Genomic DNA, 17,229 nt, shown 5'->3' with positions numbered 1-17,229 from the left:
CCTGTAGCTTACAGCGCCAGACGACGAGAATAAACCGGCTGGCGTTCGTCTGGCCGTCAACGTTTTGTCTACAATGTGCCATCATTTCTTGTTCTGGAGGCGACATGGTCGCAATTGAGACGCTCAGCGGCGTCGCCACGTTTGTCGCGGTGGCGCGCGCGTCGAGTTTCACTCAGGCGGGCGAGCAGCTGGGCATCTCCAAGTCCGCCGTTGGCAAGGCAGTGGCGCGGCTGGAAGCGCGGCTGGGCGTCAAGCTGTTTCACCGCACGACGCGGCGCCTGTCCCTGACTGCGGACGGCGAGGCCTACTTCGCCGTGTGCGCGCAGGCCCTGGAGGGGATCTCCGAGGCGGAGGTTAACTTGGGGAGCCGGCTCACGGAGCCTGCCGGTCGGCTGCGGGTGGACATGCCTGCAGCCTTTGGCCGCAAGGTGATGCTGCCGGTACTGCTGGAGATAGGCAAGGCCCATCCGGTTTTGCAGCTGACGCTGACCTTCACCGATCATGTGATCGACCTGGTGGAGGAGGGCGTAGACCTGGCGATCCGTTTCGGGCCGTTGGACGATTCCAGCGAATTGGTGGCGCGCAAGCTTACCAGCCACCGCTGGGTAATCTGCGCGGCGCCCTCGTATCTGCGCCAGCACGGCAAGCCCCGCACGCTGGCCGATGTTGCGGGCCACCGCTGCATCGTCGCCCACCGGCGCGGGCGGCCGCTGGCATGGCATATCGGCGAGGATGGCCAGGTAACGCGGCTGGCGCCGCCGCCAACCTACCAGATCGGCGACGGCGAAGCGATGATAGACGCGGCGCTGGCCGGCATCGGCCTTTGCCAGATGCCGCTGGCGCTGCTGCGCCAGCACATCGATGCACGCCGCCTGGTGACGGTGCTGGACGCCTTTACAGCGCGCGAGATCGACGTGCACGCCGTGTGGCCGCGCACCGCGCATCTGCGCCCCAAGGTACGCCATGTGGTGGACACGCTGGTGGAACTGGCGCGCCAGGGACGTCTGGATTGATCGAGCCGATACGCAGACATCGTTGCTGGACAGCTGGACAACGGGGTGGTGGCGCTTGCCGTGCCGCGCAACTGGCTCGGATCGTCTTAGTCGAAGGCCTTGACCAGCGTGACCGTGGTGCCTGCGAACGGGTGCACCGTGTATGGGAGAATCCCTGCCATTTCTAGTTGACCATAACGAAACGATACGGTATCGTTTCGATATAAATCAACGATAGATGGAGCAACAGATGGTCCGAGTAAAAACCGAAGCGCGCCGCCAGTCCATATTGGCCGCCGCCAGGGAGGTGTTCCAGGAGCAGGGTTTCGACCAGGCCTCGATGGACGACATCGCGGCGCGCATCGGCAGTTCCAAGGCGACGTTGTACCGCTACTTCGCCAACAAGGAAGCCTTGTTCACTGAGCTGGTGCAACGCACCGTCAGCGCCGAGGGCGGCGACATGATGGCCATGTTGCATCAGAGCGGCGGCGCGGCGCCTGACCTGGAGCTGACGTCGGAAGTGCCTGTGGCCAATCCCATGCTGGACCCCGGCGCGGAGGTGGAGGCCACGCTCACGAAATTCGGCCACTACATCCTGAAGGGCTTCCATACGCCCGAATCCTTGGGTGTGCAGCGCATGGTGATCGCCGCCGCCGTGAACCCGGAGATCGGCAGGACGTTCTACGAGCAGGGTCCGGTCCGCGCAAGGCGCTACCTGGGCAACTACTTCACCGGGGTGATCAAGGCCGGCAAGCTGCGTGACGCCGACTCGCATGTGATGGCCTGCCACTTCTTCGGCCTGCTCTCGTCCGAGGTGTACCAGGGCGGCTTGTTCAACGTGATCACCAAACTGGACGACGAGCGGATTACCGCCACGGTCGGCCGCGCGCTGGATGTCTTCCTGCGCGCTTACGGCGTGCCGCCGAACGCCTGAATCTCCCGCAGTACCCATTTCCTTCCAACCCTAGAAAAGGATGTCCTATGCACCAAGTTGTCCGTCTTTGTTTGAACTACAAACGCTATGCTCCGGTGGCAGCTGCGCTCGCCGGTGCGCTGGCCTGTGGGCCCGTTTCGGCGCAGAATTCCGCCGCCGATTCGTCCGCGTGGGCGCTGGGCGGTGGCGTTTCAGTGGTTCAGAAGGGGTACCGCGACATCGACCGCGATGTGCTGCCGATGCCGCTGATTTCGTATGAAAGCAAATGGATCAGCGCCTCGGTGCCGACCCTGGACGTGAAGACGCTGACGAGCGACAGCCTGTCGCTGCGCCTACGCACCCGTTATGCCCGCGACGGCTATGAGGCGGACGATTCGCCTTTCCTGGCCGGCATGGCTGACCGCAAGGGCAGCATCTGGATCGGCGGCGCCATGCTGTGGCGTCCGCAGTTCGCCAACCTGTCGGCCGAGGTGCTGGGCGACGCGTCGGCCCATAGCAAGGGCATGCGCGCCAAGGTGCAACTGGACCGCCGCTTTGCGTTCGGCGCGATCGGCGTGACGCCCAGGCTGGGCGCTGAATGGGTCGACAGCAAGTATGTCGACTACTACTACGGCGTGCGGGCTTCGGAAGCGCGCGCGTGGCGCCGCGCCTACCCGGGCGACTCCGCCGCCAACATCGAAGCCGGCGTTCGGCTCGACTACAGCTTTGCGCGCCGCCACACCATGTTCCTCGACGTGCGCACCACCCAGTTCGGCAGCGCCATCAAGCACAGTCCGCTGGTCGACCAGTCCCGCCAGCCCGGCGTAAGCCTCGGCTATATCTATCGATTCTAACCAGGAGTGTTGCCATGAAATCTCTTCGTTTGTTCGCGCTGGCCGCGATCATCCTTGCCACCAGCGGGTGCGCCAGCAATGCCATCAAGTCCGAGCCGATGGCGGACGACGGGCAAGCCGCCGTCAACGATCCGTGGGAAGGCTACAACCGCCGCGTGTACGGCTTCAACAATGCGGTCGACAAGGCCGTGCTGCGCCCAGTAGCCAAGGCTTACGACTGGGTCACGCCCGATCCGGTGCAAGCCAGTATCGGCAAGTTTTTCGGCAACCTGCGTGAACCGGTGACTGCGGTCAACCAGGCCTTGCAGCTGCGCCCGGGCCAGGCAGCGCAAACGGTGGGCAGATTCGTGGTCAATTCCACGGTGGGCGTGGCCGGCTTGTTTGATCCGGCCACGAGCTTCGGCATCCCCAAGGGGAATGAAGACTTTGGCCAGACGCTGGGCGCATGGGGCTGGCGGGACTCGCGCTACTTCGTGATGCCGTTGCTTGGACCGCGCACGGTGCGCGACACCGTTGGCATGTTCGGCGACCAGCCTTTGTTGCCGCTCGGCCGGGTGGACAGCACCGGACTGGCGAACAGCCTGACCCTGGTGCAAATGGCCGATGGACGGGCGCGCATGCTGCAAATGGACGGCATGCGCGAGTACGCGGTGGATGAGTACGCGATGGTGCGCGACATGTGGATGAAGCGCCGCACCGAGCAAATCGAAAAGGATCTGTAGCCTGTCAGGCAGGGATGAAGGCGCCGGGCGTACTTATCGGCGCCTGCGATAGACATGCAAACGCCGGTTAGTGGGGTTTCTTCAAGAATGCATCCAGTTCCGCTGTGAATGTGAGCGGGTTCTTGAACATCAGGAAGTGGTCGCCTTGCTCTTCCACCGTGTACACGTGCAGTTCGCTGTTCGGAATCACCGAATGAATCCAGCGTTGGCCCGACAGCGAGTCGCTAAGGACACCGGTCAAGATCGCCGTGGGCACGTCGATGTGCTTGCGCAGCACGTCGCGCCAGTCGTTGGTCACATGATCGAACATCACCCGCTTCAGCGCATCGCCATCGTTTTTCACAAAGGCCTGGGCGAACGCTTCCGAATTCTGGAAGTAGGGCGAATCCAGCAGCATGAAGCGCTGGAACGCATGGCTGTTGACGATCATGGTGTTGGGCGCTTTCCCGGACGTGAACGAATCGATCATGCGCTCGGCGTCGCTGGTGATGGCGCCGGCGTCCAGCCGTTCCTGTTCCGTCCAGTCGGCGTGGCTGTAGATCGATGGCGGCTGGACGGCATGACGCAGCAGAATGCCGCTCTAGTTGAGCAAGCTGCGGCTGCCGCCAACCTGCTGGAAGAGCAGGCCGTGCGCTTGCGTGGCGTCGTGTCGGAATTCCACGTCGGCGCCCCCGGACCGGACAAGCGGCCCACCGGGTCGCACTTGCTGCTGACCTGAGATAGAGGAAAACGTGCAGCGCTGGTGGCGCGTGCTGGAAGCGCGCACCATGAGCGAGGCCGATTCGGCCAACCCGCAGCGCGTGTACTGGGGAACGTTGCCGTGCCTGCCAGACGCGCCTCCTCTCCATCGGCGGCCAACTGGCACGCCCGCGACGTGCGGCTGCGGCGGGGCATGATGGCCAGCCTGTTTGGCGGCCTGACCACCATGGGGCCGGCCTGGGACGAAGCGCTGCGCTGCGACCGGCCCTGCGTGCTCGAAATGGTAACCGATCCGAACGTGCCGCGCCTGCCGCCGGACGTACCGCTCAAGCAGCCCCGCGCCTATTTCTCGGCGCTGCTTAAGGGCGACCCGGATTCCATTGCCATCATCAAGGCCACCATTAAGGAGACCAAGGACTCTTGGTTCCCGCCCAAGCCATGAGGTGATATGGTTCCGCCCATACTCTGATCCGCATCAACTCTTACATAGACGGAGGCAGTCAAACTGGTGCTGTAGCAAGGGCTGTTGCTGGATCGAGCTGCAAAGCGAATCGCCATACTCAAAGGTACGTTGGCCAATTGGGTAAGTGCAAAGAGCAGTACCAATCTGGCGGTGGGATGCCGCGCACCAATAGCGGCTGTGGACACGGGCTGGAAGGAGTCTTATGCCTGCGGCGCGCTGGGTTGCCGGCCTGCATCTTGAAACGTTTGCTTGACGGGTGGGTTGGTTATCGATAACATATTTCGGATAGCATGGTAGCGCAACCAAATATTGATGAGAGACCACCACATGAACAACAAGCGCATTCGGCCAGCCAGCCGCAGGCAATTCCTCGCCTCCATGACCAGCTTGGCCGGCATGGCCGCGCTGCCCGCCTCCGGTGCCATGGCGGCAGCCAGGCGACCGCTATATAAAGATCCCGCCGCGCCCGTCCCGGCGCGTGTTAAAGACTTGCTGGGCCGGATGACGCTGGAAGAAAAGGTTGCGCAAATGTGCTGCATCTGGGGCGCTAAAGGCGCGCTCGAAGATGGCAGCGGCGCTTTTTTGGCAGAGAGAGCATCGAAAGCCTACCCACAAGGACTGGGCATGATCGCCCGTCCGTCGGACCGCCAGGGTAGCGCCGCCCCTGCGGCGGCCGGCGACAATGGCGAACGCAGCAACCGTGGCGCCTTTGAAACCGCCACGTATTCCAATGCCGCGCAAAAATGGGCGGTGGAACAGACCCGCCTCGGCATCCCACTGCTGCTGCACGAGGAATCGCTGCACGGCTATGCGGCAAAGGACGCCACCAGCTTCCCGCAAGCGATCGCGCTGGCATCGACGTTCGATACGGCGCTGGTGTGCAATGTGTTTGCGGTGGCGGCGCGGGAAATGCGCGCGCGCGGCGCCAATCTAGCGCTGGCGCCCGTGGTGGACGTGGCGCGCGATCCACGCTGGGGTCGCATCGAAGAGACCTTTGGCGAAGACCCCCACCTGTGTGCGGAAATCGGCATTGCGGCCGTGAAAGGCCTCCAGGGCGAAGAGCGCAAGCTGGGCAAGGATAAGGTATACACCACCTTGAAGCACATGACGGGGCACGGCCAGCCGGAAAGCGGCACCAATATCGGGCCGGCCGAAGTCAGTGAACGTACCTTGCGCGAGGAATTCTTCCCGCCATTCGAGCGCGTCATCAAGGAAACCCATGCCGCCGCCGTGATGCCGTCGTATAACGAGATTGGCGGCCTGCCCTCGCACGCCAACCGCTGGCTGCTGCACAAGGTGCTGCGCGACGAATGGGGATTCAAGGGCGTGACGGTGTCCGATTACTGGGGCGTGAAGGAGCTCATCACGCGCCACCGCCTGGCCGACGCGGCGCAGGATGCCGCCGTGTATGCGGTCAAGGCCGGAGTCGATATCGAAACGCCGGACGCTTTCGGCTACCAGCTGTTGCCGCAGCTGGTGAAGGACGGACGCGTCAGCGAAGCCGAGATCGACGCCGTGGTGGCGCGCGTTCTGGAATTGAAATTCCTGGCCGGACTGTTCGAACAACCCTATGTCGATGCGGCGCAGGCCGAGCGCCTGACATCTGCGCCAGAGGCCGTGGCGCTGGCGCGTGTCGCGGCCACGCGCGCGGCCGTGCTGCTGAAGAACGACAAGGGTGTGCTGCCGCTCGATGCCAACAAGGTAGGCAAGGTGCTGCTGCTGGGCCGGCACGCGAAAGACTGTCCGATCGGCGGCTATTCGGACGTGCCGCGCCACGTTGTGTCGATTTACGAAGGCGTGAAGGCGGAGAGCGAACGGCAGGGCTTCCAGTTCGACTATGCGGAAGGCGTGCGCTTGACGGAGGAGCGCGCGTGGGGCCAGGATGAAATCCATTTCACTTCGCCGGCGGTGAACGCGCAATTGATTGCCGAGGCGGTGCAGGCGGCCAGGTCAGCCGACACCATCATCATGGTTCTGGGCGACAATGAACAGACCAGCCGCGAAGCGTGGGCCGACCAGCACCTCGGGGACCGCCAGACACTGGATCTGATCGGCCAGCAAAACGACTTGGCCCAAGCCATCTTCGACCTGGGCAAGCCGACTGTGGTGTTCCTGCTCAATGGCCGTCCCCTGTCCGTGAACCTGCTGGCGCAACGCGCCGATGCACTGATCGAGGGCTGGTACCTGGGCCAGGAAACGGGGCATGCGGCAGCGGATCTGTTGTTCGGCCGCGCCAATCCTGGCGGCAAGTTGCCGGTCACGATTGCGCGCCATGTTGGCCAGTTGCCGATCTTTTACAACCGGAAGCCGTCGGCGCGGCGCGGCTATATCGACGGCAGCACGGCGCCGCTGTACCCGTTCGGCTTTGGCCTGAGCTACACCACGTTCGCATTCTCCACGCCGCGGCTGGCACAGGCCTCCATCGCCCGTACCGGCGCGACGCGCGTGTCGGTCGACGTGACCAATACCGGCAAGGTGGCGGGCGACGAAGTGGTGCAGCTGTATATCCGTGACGACATCAGTTCCGTCACGCGCCCGCTGCTGGAATTGAAAGGTTTCCAGCGCATCACGCTGGCGCCGGGTGAAACGCGCACTGTCACCTTCGACATCAAGCCAGAACACTTGCGGTTCTTTAACGCGGACATGCGGCGGGTGGTGGAACCGGGTACCTTCACGATTTCCGTGGGGCCGGACAGCGTGGCGTTAAAGCATGTGAAGCTGATGGTGGCGTGACGCCGGTGTGGTGAACCTCCACCCGCGCTGGCGGCAGCCGCGCAGTCGCCTCAAAGGCCGAAACTGGTTAGCCCCGGATGGTCACCCGGGCGCCGGGCCTGCAGCCAATGGAACCGCCGGGCAGCCGCGCTGATCGGCATAGCGTTGATGCTGGCATGGTGTAGGGGCACCAAGCTGCAAGTACCGCCCGGACTACCCGAGTAAGCCGTTTGGGAGCTTGGACGAGGTACGGACATGGACACAAAAATTCGTACGCTGGTAAAACCAGGAACGCAAGTACAGCGGACTGAAGTTCGTGACGCCGGCACAGCGCCATTGCGGCCTGGATGCGGTGATCCTGGCGCGCCGTGAGGAAGTCTATCGGGATGCAAGAAACCGCAATCCGCAACGCTGGTCGCGGGACACGAGGGATTGGAAATTCCAAGGTTAGGAAACGTTCAAGTTCTCGACTGATCCCTTGTTTGTTGAAAAGACCCGCGATATTGTGGGGCTGTTTATCGATCCGCCAGTCAGGGCCATGGTGCTTTGCGTTGATGAGAAAAGCCAGATTCAGGCACTCGACAGGACTCAACCGAGTCTGCCTCTGGCACCAGGCATCGTAGAGCGGCATACCCACGATTATGAGCGTCATGGCACAACCACGCTATTTGCTGCGCTCGACATCGCCACTGGTAAGGTCATAGGGGAACTTCATCGTCGTCATCGCAGCAGCGAATTCTTGAAGGTCTTGCGCACCATCGAAGCGGCTGTTCCATCGGACCCGGACATCCATCTCGTGATGGACAATTACGGCACGTATAAGACGCCGACGATCCGGAACTGGTTTGCCCGCCATCCCCGTTTCCATGTCCATTTCACACCAACTTCAGCGTCGTGGCTCAACCAGGTCGAACGCTGGTTTGCCACCTTGACGGAAAGCGCGACCGACAGCGCTGTCAATGTGAAGCAAAACGACGAGCGTGCGCGTCATGCCGACCGTATGGCCCGCTCGGCATCCGACGTCGCGGCCCAAGGCGGAGCGGTGGTCGCTCAAGTGGTGGGCACCATGGGGGGGCGATCAGCGCCTCTTCCAGGAAGATCGTCGATATTATCGGCGTTATCGAAGGTATCGCCATGCCGTGGAGCGGCAGATCGTGGAAGCAGGCTTACCCTCGTGTAAGACGAGCATCGGCAGTGCCTGCATTATCAGCAGCGGTCCCGCTCTGGCGACCCTGTTGGCGCAGGCCGACGCTGCCTTGTACATTGCTAAACAGGAGGGCCACAATGCCGTGCGCATGGCCAGCGGGCCCCAGGATCACGTTGCCAACTGGCAGGGCGATGAGGGCAAGGGGGCGCTGGTTGCCTAGGAGTTGACCAGTGCGCTGCGAAGGGTAACGGAGAAGACCAGATGTATGCCAGCCATTACATCGAGTTCGATCTCACCACCGTCTACTGCCGTACGGCGGTTGCGCATGTGCAGGCATCGATGGTCCAAAGTCATGGGGCCGCGTTCTCCGACGAGTTCGTCGCTCAGCACCGGCAAGCCATCTAGCGTGCGGCCACGAGTCGGCTGCATGGCCTTACCGAGCTCGCGGCGCGAATGATGCTCCGGGAGCTGCGGCTGAGGTGCCAAGCGGGTTGGCCGCGCGCTTGAGCGGAGTGCGTGTTCCTGGAAAATCCGATCAGTACTGCGAGGCTGATCCGCGTCGCACCTGTTGGCGCAATGGCGTCGCTTAGCCTATGGCAGGCGCGAAAAGTTCCATGCTCGCAGCTGCGTGGACGGGATCGTGCTCGCCATTCTGCGGTTGCGGTGCGACCGACGTGGTCGTTGCGGCGGCAGGTATCTGGGCCATGAGGCCTGCATGGGCGAGCGTCCGCAGACGGTTCACGCGCTTTGCGCCCTTGGTGAATCGGGCCAGCTCGTCATAGAGTGGCGGATTATCGGCACGATCCAGTTCAAAATTGATGCGTAGGCCCTTATCTGAGGCATCCCAACGCATCGCTACCGGTGACGTTGCCGCTGCGACCTCCATGCTTCCGCATATCGCTGAAGGCGCGCTGACTGTCGCCTATGCTGATGCGTTCCAGGTGTTGGTGCACGTGTTGACTGGAGTGACGCTGCTTGCCGCTATTGCCGCTTTTGGCTTCCTTGGTAAAACGAACAACGGTGGCGGTGTTGAAAGTGGCGCGGATACCGATGTATCGATAGGCGCGAGGGAACGGGAGGTCGCCTAGCCAGGGAACCGGAGTCTCTCGTGGCTGCTTGTTGGCGCTTTTGCTGACGCGCGAGGGAGCATCGATTGAATCGCCACGAGTTCGCCAGACGCTCGCGAGTCGCTGAAAATACTTGACTGATCTGCCCTGGCGAAATTAGACACTTCCGGGCGCGAGTTTTTGGTCAATAATTCCTTGACGGGAGGGCTTGACCATGAAGCGCAAACATTTTCCGGCGGAACAGATTGTATCCGTGTTGAAGCAGGCCGAACTGGGCATGGCGGTTGGGGACATTGTCCGGCAGCTCGGCATTTCAGAGCAGACCTTTTATCGCTGGAAAAAGCAGTATGGCGGCATGCAATCCGAAGGCGTGCGGGAACTCAAGGTTTTGCAGGACGAGAACGCACGGCTGAAGAAGTTGGTGGCCGAGCTGAGCCTGGACAAGGCGATCCTGCAGGACGTCGCGTCAAAAAAGTGGGACGGCCCGCGCTGAAACGAGTGGTGGTGGCATACATCATCGATCACTACGGATTGAAACTGGCGCGGGCCTGTCGATTGACCAAGCAAGTGCGCAGCACGCAATATCTGTCGAGCAGGCTGGCGCTGCGGCAACGCTTGCGGGAAGCTGGCCCAGGTGCGGGTACGTTGGGGCTACAGGCGGTTGCACGTGCTGCTCAAACGCGAGGGCTTCCAGCTGGGCGTCAACCAGACTTACCGCTGGTATTGCTTGGAGCAGTTGCAGTTGCGCGCCTGGCGCAAGAAGCGGCGCAAAAGTGTTGTTGCCCGCCAGGCGCGGATGCAACCGCGACGGGCAAACGACGCGTGGAGCATGGATTTCGTCGCCGACCAACTTGCCGATGGAACCAAGATACGGCTGCTGACGATCATCGACATCTACAGCCGGGAATCCCTGGCCATCGTGGCCGGGCATCGCCTCCGTGGCGAGGACGTGGTTGCGGCCCTCAACCGCATCGTTGCTAAACGCGCGCCGCCGCGGTGCCTGTTTGTCGATAACGGCAGCGAATTCTCGGGGCAGATGCTGGACCTATGGGCCTATCACCACCAGGCCAAGATCGATTTCAGCCGGCCCGGCAAGCCGACGGATAATTGCTACATCGAAACGTTCAACGGATCGCTGCGTGATGAATGCCTCAACGTCCACTGGTTCACCTCCTTGGCCGAGGTTCAAGCCATCGTGGAGGCCTGGCGCGTGGACTACAATGAGATTCGGCCTCACATGGCTCTCAGCGATCAAACCCCTACGGCCTTCGCTCGGAGTACGGTTTCTGAAGGGCTTGAAATAGGCCATTAACCGACCAAATTCTCGTACCCAAAGTGTCCATCGAACCCAAGCGGATCACAAAAGCCGCACCGGTTCGTGGGAATTGGATAGATTCCTGCTGCATTTTTTGTGTCAACCTCTGTAGGTGAGGAGTCATGGCAGTTGCAGGTTGTTTGACGATTGCTGGCAACTTCAATAACCGAAATTTGAGGATCCCTCGATATTTCGTCTTCCAACAGGTGAATTGTATGCGGTCTGCTTTTCCAGTTATCGCTTTGCTTCCCATAGTTCGAGGTACTGTACGGATGACCGGTAGCCAAGCACTGAATGCTGCCGTTTGCGATTATATATAAAAGACTTCGATGTATTTGAAACTGACAGTCTTCATAGCGACATGCGTCACATAGCGATGGTCATGGTACCGTTTACTCTTGAAGCTGTTGAGCCAGCTCCCGGTCGGAGCGTTGTCGGCGCAGTTGCCTTTTCGGCCCATGAAACAGGTCACGTCGGATTCCTTGAGTTTTCCCTGAAACACCTTGCTGGCATACTTTCTGCCACGGACCGAGTGATGCATAACCCCTGCTGGCCGACGGTGGAACCAGGCCATGGCCAATGCGTCGGTCATAGTGGTACTGGTCATGCGCGGCTTGAACGACCAGGCAATTTCATCCCGATTGAACAGCGTGAGAACGATGGCCAGATACAACCAGCCCTCCTCGGTTCAAAGGAATCCTATGCCCGACCTACGTACATAGTTCGCGACCGTCGGTATAGAGTCTCGGGCAAGCAGGTTGTGCTCCACCTGCAGGCCAAGTTTCGAGTCCATGGTGATCTTGTGGTGCCGCTTGTGAAGGGTGCCAATGCCATCCTCCCGCATGAGCCGCTCGCGCTTTTTGAAGGCCGTAAAACCTCATCGACGCAGTTCCCGCACCATGCGCAATCTGCCATAAGCCGCTTTAGGCTCGCCGTGGATGGCACGTATCACCATCAGCATTTACGTCTCCATCAAGTGCTTACGACCAGGTGCGGTGCCACGCTTCCCTGCTCGATAGCCGCTGATGCTCTCGTCCAGCATGGTGCACATGTTGGACAACGCGAACACCTTGGCATACTGGTCAATCCAGCCTTACTTCATAGAACATCGCGCGCGAAGCACGCCGCTGCATTCGTTGTGACTTCGTTCTCCCGCTTCAAGCGCGCCACCTCGGCCCGCTGCTGGGACAATGCCATCGCTTCCGGCGCTACCACCTCGCTGCCAGTTCCGTTGCGCGAATCCGCCGCTTTGACCCAGTCGCGCAATGTATGCGTCGCTCAGTCCCCGCTTCTTGGCTGTCGTCGATATCGCTTGGCCATCGGCCACCACGCGCTTGACGGCAAGCACCTTGAACCCGACGTGGTATGTCTGTTGGTACCTTCTTCATTTCTGGTTCTTCCAAAGTCGCATCATTTTACGTCGCCTCTGGACGGCGCAATTTCAGGGGAAGCTCAATGTCTTCTCCAGTTTTCGGAAAGATATTTTTCAGGATAGAAGGGGAGACCATGGAAAGCTTGATCCTACTGCTACGCGATGACCGCTTTATGCCTCACGGACACTGCTATTTGTGGCTACCTGAGCTGTTATGGGCCAATGTCGTGTCTGATGCCCTAATTGCGGTCGCCTACTTAACCATCCCGGTGACGCTGGTCTATTTCATACGGAAGCGCCGGGATCTTCCGTTCGATTGGATGTTCGGGGCCTTCGGTGTGTTCATTCTTGCCTGCGGTAGTACCCATGTACTGGACATCTGGACCATATGGTATCCAGATTATTGGTTAGCCGCCTGGGTTAAAGTGACCACCGCGATTGCTTCTGTGGTCACAGCTGTTCTGCTCATCAAACTTGTGCCTGTGGCGTTGCATCTGCCTAGTCCGAGCCAGTTGAGAAAAGTAAACGATGAGTTACGTAACGCACAAGCTGAACTGGTCGCCACGGCGCGCCGGGCGGGCATGGCTGAAGTCGCCACAAATGTGTTGCACAACGTGGGCAACGTGCTGAACAGCGTCAACGTTTCGGCTGACCTGGTGACCGGGAAAATACGTACTTCGAAGACGCAGGCTTTGGCTAAGGTCGTGCAGTTGCTGCAGGCGCATCAAGCTGATCTCGGACACTTTTTCAGCCATGACGACAAAGGGAGGCAGTTGCCCGATTACCTGGACAAACTCGAACAGGCGATCGCCGAGGAGCGGCGCCGTATGCTAAACGAACTGGCGAATTTGACCAAAAGCATTGATCACATCAAAGAAGTAGTGGCGACCCAACAGGCATACGCCGGCCCGGCCGGTGTCATCGAACCGGTCCGCATCGTCGAATTGGTGGAGGATGCCATACGTATGAGCGGCGATTCACTTTCGCGGCACGAGGTCACCGTGGTCACTGAGTTCAGCGCGGTGCCTCAGGTTCTGCTCGATAGGCACCAGGTACTGCAAATTTTGCTGAATCTGATCAACAATGCCAAGCATGCGATGTCCAGCACGTCTGACCAGCAACACCAGATCACAGTACGACTCAGCATCGCCGAAAACGCCGGAGTGGTGTTACAGGTGGCGGACAATGGCGAGGGGATAGCACCCGAAAACCTGACCCGCATCTTTGCCCACGGCTTTACTACGCGCAAAAATGGACATGGTTTCGGTTTACATAGCTGCGTTTTAGCAGCGCAGCAGATGGGGGGGACGTTGCTAGCGCACAGCGACGGCCTAGGCCGGGGCGCGACTTTCACGCTAAAACTTCCGATTCGCGCTGACGTCATTTGCGGGGTCGTATGAATGTCGCTCCCAACCGAAGAATCCTGTTGGTCGACGATTTGCCCGCGATCCATACGGATTTTCGCAAGATCCTGGTCGCAGTGACAGGCGAAAACGTGGAACTCGACGCGCTGGAAGCCGGCCTTTTCGGCACGGTGCAGGCGGCGCCGACGATAGGTTTCGAGCTTGATTCGGCCTACCAGGGCGACGAGGCCGCCATCATGGTGGAACAGGCCCTGCGTGGCGGCCGTCCCTATGCGCTGGCCTTTGTTGACATGCGCATGCCGCCAGGGCCCGACGGGCTAGAGACGATCGAACTGCTGTGGCAACGCGATGCTGCGCTGCAGATTGTCATTTGTAGTGCCTATACCGACTACTCCTGGCATGAGGTGTTGCAGCGACTCGACTGCGGCGATCGCTTGCTGATCCTCAAGAAGCCATTTGACAGCATCGAAGTCTGTCAACTTGCCAGTGCGCTGAGCGCGAAATGGGACGCCAGCCGGCGTCTGGCGCTGCACGCGGAGCAACTGGAGGACACAGTGCGAGTGCGTACCGCCGATTTGCTCAGAGAAGTACAGGTACGGCGCCAGGCGGAAGCGGCGCTGCGGCTGCGCAATCAAGCGATGGAGTCGACCGTCAATGCCATCGTGATCACCACCTTCGGACACCACGATGCACTGATCGAATACGTCAACCCTGCCTTCGAACGGATTACCGGCTATGCGGCGGCCGAGGTGATCGGGCGAGATATGCGCTTCCTGCAGCGCGATGACCGTGATCAAGCCGGTTTGCAAGTGCTACGCGAGGCCTTATTGGCGCAGCGCGATGGCCATGCCGTGCTACGCAACTACCGCAAGGACGGCAGCTTATTCTGGAACGATCTGTATGTCGCTCCGGTTTGTAATGACGTCGGCGAGGTCGGGCACTATGTGGGCGTGATGAATGACATCACGGTGGCACGCGATTACCAGCGTCAACTGGAGCACCAGGCCAACTACGACATCCTGACTGACTTGCCCAATCGCGCGCTGCTGCAGGATCGCATGGCGCAGGCAATTACCCAGGCGCTACGCATGCGCGAGCACTTCGCTGTGCTATGGATCGACCTGGATCGCTTCAAATACGTCAACGACACTTACGGTCATGCGGTTGGCGATGCACTGCTGAAGGAAGTGTCGGTCAGACTCAAGGCCACGCTACGCGGCAGCGATACTGTGGCGCGGGTTGGTGGCGACGAGTTTGTGGTGATGGCGCTGGGCTTGGCTAGCCCGCTCGATGCGAACGTTATTGGGCGCCAATTGCTGGTCGCGATCTCACTTCCCTTCTTGGTAGGCGACCAGGAACTACAGGTCGGCGCCAGCATCGGAGTGAGCATCTATCCGGAGGACGGCGAGACCGCCGAAATCCTCCTCAAGCACGCGGATACAGCAATGTACAACGTTAAGGAACGGGGGCGCAACGACGTCCAGTTCCATACTGCGGCCATGAGCGAGCATGTGCGGCAACGCGCGACGCTGGAAAACGCCTTGCGGCAGGCGCTAGGCCGCGGTGAATTCCGCCTCGATTACCAACCCAAAGTCAACGTCAAGACCGGTCGCATGCGCGGCGTCGAGGCGCTGTTGCGATGGCACCATCCCGAGCAGGGGATCATCCCACCCGCACGTTTCGTGCCACTGGCGGAAGACACCGGCCAGATCGTAGCCATCGGAGAATGGGTGCTGCGTACGGCATGCGCCCAGACCCAGGCGTGGCACGCGGCTGGCCACATTGATCTGACCGTCTCTGTCAACGTGTCGGCGTGCCAGTTCAGGCAGCCGGAACTGGCAGATACAATCGCCGCTATCCTGACTCAGACTGGGCTCGATGCGCGTTACCTGGACCTGGAACTGACCGAGGGCGTCATCATGCAGGATAGGGAGGACGTGATTGAAACCCTGCGCGCCCTGAAGACCATAGGTGTGACGCTGTCACTGGACGATTTCGGCACCGGCTATTCAAGCCTGAGCTATCTGAAGCGTTTTCCGATCGATATTGTCAAGATCGATCAGTCTTTCATCCGCGATGTCACCAGCGATCCGAGTGACGCCTCGTTAACCAAAGCCATCATCACGATGGCCCATTCACTGGGGCTGAAGGCCATCGCTGAAGGCGTGGAAACCGACGGTCAGCTGAGCTTCCTGGCTGGCCTGCATTGCGATGAGGTCCAAGGGTATCTGTTCAGCCGACCGGTGCCGTCGACCAGCATCGACGCCATCCTAAGTGGGTCACTCATGTTGCCAGTGCCGAACCGTCCTGACATAGGTCTAGTGCCTACAGTGTTGCTGGTCGATGACGAGCCGAATGTCATAGCGGCGCTCAAGCGCGACTTACGACATCGCGGCTATCGCATTTTGACAGCGTCTAGCGGCGCGGAGGGCCTCGACCTGCTAGCACGCAACAAGGTGGATGTGATCGTGTCAGATCAAAGCATGCCAGGTATGAGTGGCGTCGAGTTCCTACGCCGGGCCAAGGATATTTATCCGGAGTCGGTGCGCATGATCCTGTCGGGTGACGTCGATCTTCCGGTAGCAATTACCGCGGTCAACGATGGCGCTATTTCGCGCCTGCTCCTGAAAGCTTTGGACGAGGAAAATTTAGGAAAATATATCGAGCAAGCTATTCGGGTAAAGGCGATGGCCAACGATAGCTGGCATCAACGATCAATGAGGGCCGATGAGCTGCAAATTCAAGTCCCTTAGCTATTTTATTGCGAAAAAAATCTGATTGTACCCAGTCTATAATTTGGCACAGTAAATTTGTGAAAGCGAAACATTGAAATATGGGCCTCCATGAATTGCCTCACTAAGTTATGATCCGCTTCGGATCGATAGACAGTTTTGAGGGCTAGTTTTCGGCGTCTCAAAGCTGTCGATGACGCGTGGAAGCACTGCGGCTTGTCTTGCAATCCTGGCTCACTTCTTGATGGATACTGCCGACAGTATCCCCCGCAAAATTTCGATAGGCGGCGGAGGACAACCGGGTATTTCGACATCGACGGGGATAATGTTGGCGACGCGGCCACAGCTTGCATAGCTGTCCCCGAACAGTCCGCCGGAGCATGCACATGCCCCCGGTCGCGACAACTAATCTTGGCTCGGGAACGGCTTCATAAGCCGAACGCAATGCCTGCGCCATGTTCTTGCTCACTGGGCCGGTCACCAGGAGCATATCCGCATGGCGCGGGCTGGCGACAAATTTGATGCCCAGACCTTCGATATTGTAGTAGGGGTTGCTCAGTGCGTGAATTTCAAGTTCGCACGCATTGCATGAGCCGGCGTCGACCTCGCGTATGCACAGCGCACGACCAAGAATGGCGAGTGTTGACGCCGACCGAAAATTGATAATCATCTAGCCGTCCTCCCTTCGGCCGAGCCGAGGAATAAAGTCACGGTACGAATCCGAACTTTATCGAGGAGAACGTCATGTTATTTTGTGGCCACGTCCGTCCATGCTGATGGTGACGCCCTCACGCTTAAGCACATCGGTAAAAGCCGTGCTGGTGAATTGCGAGCCCTGGTCGCTGTTGAACACCTCCGGCCTTCCGTGGTGGCGCAA

General features: G+C 60.1%; 14 protein-coding genes and 6 pseudogenes. 15 read left to right on the top strand and 5 right to left on the bottom strand.

The annotated features are described in order from the left end of the window. Nucleotides 1-104 precede the first annotated feature (104 nt). The 4 genes from AC56DV_RS00775 to AC56DV_RS00760 all read left to right on the top strand — a co-directional run bounded on the left by AC56DV_RS00775 (nucleotide 105) and on the right by AC56DV_RS00760 (nucleotide 3,481). Nucleotides 105-1,013, top strand: a complete 909-nt coding sequence (locus tag AC56DV_RS00775; protein WP_496312407.1) for a LysR family transcriptional regulator — start codon at nucleotides 105-107, stop codon at nucleotides 1,011-1,013. Nucleotides 1,014-1,242: 229 nt separating this feature from the next. Continuing rightward, the gene (locus tag AC56DV_RS00770; RefSeq protein WP_496312406.1) at nucleotides 1,243-1,926 is read left to right on the top strand and encodes a TetR/AcrR family transcriptional regulator; all 684 of its coding nucleotides are present in this window, start codon (nucleotides 1,243-1,245) and stop codon (nucleotides 1,924-1,926) included. 47 nt (nucleotides 1,927-1,973) lie between these two features. Next, nucleotides 1,974-2,759, top strand: a complete 786-nt coding sequence (locus AC56DV_RS00765; protein WP_496312405.1) for a MipA/OmpV family protein — start codon at nucleotides 1,974-1,976, stop codon at nucleotides 2,757-2,759. 14 nt (nucleotides 2,760-2,773) lie between these two features. Further along, a complete protein-coding gene (locus AC56DV_RS00760; RefSeq protein ID WP_496312404.1) occupies nucleotides 2,774-3,481 on the top strand; it encodes an MlaA family lipoprotein in 708 nt (235 codons plus the stop codon). Nucleotides 3,482-3,548: 67 nt separating this feature from the next. Here AC56DV_RS00760 and AC56DV_RS00755 read toward each other — a convergent pair whose 3' ends face one another. Further along, on the bottom strand, nucleotides 3,549-3,911 hold the full coding sequence (locus tag AC56DV_RS00755; protein WP_496312403.1) for an alpha/beta fold hydrolase: 363 nt from the start codon (nucleotides 3,909-3,911) through the stop codon (nucleotides 3,549-3,551). Here AC56DV_RS00755 and AC56DV_RS00750 point away from each other — a divergent pair. The 7 genes and pseudogenes from AC56DV_RS00750 to AC56DV_RS00720 all read left to right on the top strand — a co-directional run bounded on the left by AC56DV_RS00750 (nucleotide 3,894) and on the right by AC56DV_RS00720 (nucleotide 8,907). Then, nucleotides 3,894-4,199: a hypothetical protein gene (locus tag AC56DV_RS00750; RefSeq protein WP_496312438.1), complete on the top strand. Its 306-nt coding sequence runs from the start codon at nucleotides 3,894-3,896 to the stop codon at nucleotides 4,197-4,199. The two genes, AC56DV_RS00755 and AC56DV_RS00750, sit on opposite strands and share 18 nt — an antisense overlap. 102 nt (nucleotides 4,200-4,301) lie before the next feature. Continuing rightward, nucleotides 4,302-4,622 carry a hypothetical protein gene (locus AC56DV_RS00745; protein ID WP_496312402.1) on the top strand — a complete coding sequence of 107 codons (321 nt, stop codon included), beginning with the start codon at nucleotides 4,302-4,304 and terminating at the stop codon, nucleotides 4,620-4,622. Nucleotides 4,623-4,970: 348 nt separating this feature from the next. Then, on the top strand, nucleotides 4,971-7,376 hold the full coding sequence (locus AC56DV_RS00740; RefSeq protein ID WP_496312401.1) for a glycoside hydrolase family 3 N-terminal domain-containing protein: 2,406 nt from the start codon (nucleotides 4,971-4,973) through the stop codon (nucleotides 7,374-7,376). Nucleotides 7,377-7,548: 172 nt separating this feature from the next. Continuing rightward, nucleotides 7,549-7,791: pseudogene (locus AC56DV_RS00735) on the top strand (IS3-like element ISAzo10 family transposase); the annotation flags it as partial. A 15-nt stretch (nucleotides 7,792-7,806) separates the two neighbouring features. Further along, nucleotides 7,807-8,298 (top strand): annotated as a pseudogene (locus tag AC56DV_RS00730) (IS630 family transposase); the annotation flags it as partial. Nucleotides 8,299-8,344: 46 nt separating this feature from the next. Then, entirely contained in the window at nucleotides 8,345-8,722 is a 378-nt protein-coding gene (locus AC56DV_RS00725) for a diguanylate cyclase domain-containing protein (protein WP_496312400.1), read from the top strand. A 41-nt stretch (nucleotides 8,723-8,763) separates the two neighbouring features. After that, nucleotides 8,764-8,907, top strand: coding sequence for a hypothetical protein (locus AC56DV_RS00720; RefSeq protein WP_496312399.1), 144 nt, complete (start codon nucleotides 8,764-8,766; stop codon nucleotides 8,905-8,907). Between the two features lie 181 nt (nucleotides 8,908-9,088). Here AC56DV_RS00720 and AC56DV_RS00715 read toward each other — a convergent pair whose 3' ends face one another. Next, complete coding sequence (locus tag AC56DV_RS00715; RefSeq protein WP_496312398.1) at nucleotides 9,089-9,388, bottom strand: hypothetical protein; 300 nt, start codon at nucleotides 9,386-9,388, stop codon at nucleotides 9,089-9,091. Here AC56DV_RS00715 and AC56DV_RS00710 point away from each other — a divergent pair. After that, on the top strand, nucleotides 9,387-9,590 hold the full coding sequence (locus AC56DV_RS00710) for a hypothetical protein (protein WP_496312397.1): 204 nt from the start codon (nucleotides 9,387-9,389) through the stop codon (nucleotides 9,588-9,590). The genes AC56DV_RS00715 and AC56DV_RS00710 overlap by 2 nt on opposite strands. A 193-nt stretch (nucleotides 9,591-9,783) precedes the next feature. Further along, nucleotides 9,784-10,881 (top strand): annotated as a pseudogene (locus tag AC56DV_RS00705) (IS3 family transposase). Nucleotides 10,882-11,118: 237 nt separating this feature from the next. On the opposite strand, the pseudogene AC56DV_RS00700 reads toward AC56DV_RS00705, so the two are convergent. Further along, nucleotides 11,119-12,232 (bottom strand): annotated as a pseudogene (locus tag AC56DV_RS00700) (IS3 family transposase). A gap of 158 nt (nucleotides 12,233-12,390) precedes the next feature. On the opposite strand from AC56DV_RS00700, the gene AC56DV_RS00695 reads away from it, so the two are divergent. Both AC56DV_RS00695 and AC56DV_RS00690 read left to right on the top strand, forming a co-directional pair. Beyond that, complete coding sequence (locus tag AC56DV_RS00695; protein ID WP_496312396.1) at nucleotides 12,391-13,656, top strand: sensor histidine kinase; 1,266 nt, start codon at nucleotides 12,391-12,393, stop codon at nucleotides 13,654-13,656. Nucleotides 13,657-13,682: 26 nt separating this feature from the next. Beyond that, the gene (locus AC56DV_RS00690) at nucleotides 13,683-16,373 is read left to right on the top strand and encodes an EAL domain-containing protein (protein ID WP_496312395.1); all 2,691 of its coding nucleotides are present in this window, start codon (nucleotides 13,683-13,685) and stop codon (nucleotides 16,371-16,373) included. Nucleotides 16,374-16,586: 213 nt separating this feature from the next. On the opposite strand, the pseudogene AC56DV_RS00685 reads toward AC56DV_RS00690, so the two are convergent. Together AC56DV_RS00685 and AC56DV_RS00680 are read right to left on the bottom strand one after the other, a co-directional pair. Then, nucleotides 16,587-16,992, bottom strand: a pseudogene (locus tag AC56DV_RS00685) (NADH-quinone oxidoreductase subunit B family protein); the annotation flags it as partial. Nucleotides 16,993-17,109: 117 nt separating this feature from the next. Continuing rightward, nucleotides 17,110-17,229 (bottom strand): annotated as a pseudogene (locus AC56DV_RS00680) (IS3 family transposase); the annotation flags it as partial.

The sequence above is a fragment of the Massilia sp. BGA-UO-ETr-WB1 genome (assembly GCF_059567845.1).
Note: the sequence above shows the minus strand (reverse complement) of the source record. Positions and strands in the feature narration are given on the sequence as shown.

Coding starts and splice junctions, on each gene's coding strand:
- AC56DV_RS00775 (WP_496312407.1), top strand. CDS start 105: ATGGTCGCAATTGAGACGCTCAGCGGCGTCGCCACGTTTGTCGCGGTG.
- AC56DV_RS00770 (WP_496312406.1), top strand. CDS start 1,243: ATGGTCCGAGTAAAAACCGAAGCGCGCCGCCAGTCCATATTGGCCGCC.
- AC56DV_RS00765 (WP_496312405.1), top strand. CDS start 1,974: ATGCACCAAGTTGTCCGTCTTTGTTTGAACTACAAACGCTATGCTCCG.
- AC56DV_RS00760 (WP_496312404.1), top strand. CDS start 2,774: ATGAAATCTCTTCGTTTGTTCGCGCTGGCCGCGATCATCCTTGCCACC.
- AC56DV_RS00750 (WP_496312438.1), top strand. CDS start 3,894: ATGGCTGTTGACGATCATGGTGTTGGGCGCTTTCCCGGACGTGAACGA.
- AC56DV_RS00755 (WP_496312403.1), bottom strand. CDS start 3,911: ATGATCGTCAACAGCCATGCGTTCCAGCGCTTCATGCTGCTGGATTCG.
- AC56DV_RS00740 (WP_496312401.1), top strand. CDS start 4,971: ATGAACAACAAGCGCATTCGGCCAGCCAGCCGCAGGCAATTCCTCGCC.
- AC56DV_RS00725 (WP_496312400.1), top strand. CDS start 8,345: ATGCCGACCGTATGGCCCGCTCGGCATCCGACGTCGCGGCCCAAGGCG.
- AC56DV_RS00720 (WP_496312399.1), top strand. CDS start 8,764: ATGTATGCCAGCCATTACATCGAGTTCGATCTCACCACCGTCTACTGC.
- AC56DV_RS00710 (WP_496312397.1), top strand. CDS start 9,387: ATGCTTCCGCATATCGCTGAAGGCGCGCTGACTGTCGCCTATGCTGAT.
- AC56DV_RS00715 (WP_496312398.1), bottom strand. CDS start 9,388: ATGGAGGTCGCAGCGGCAACGTCACCGGTAGCGATGCGTTGGGATGCC.
- AC56DV_RS00695 (WP_496312396.1), top strand. CDS start 12,391: ATGGAAAGCTTGATCCTACTGCTACGCGATGACCGCTTTATGCCTCAC.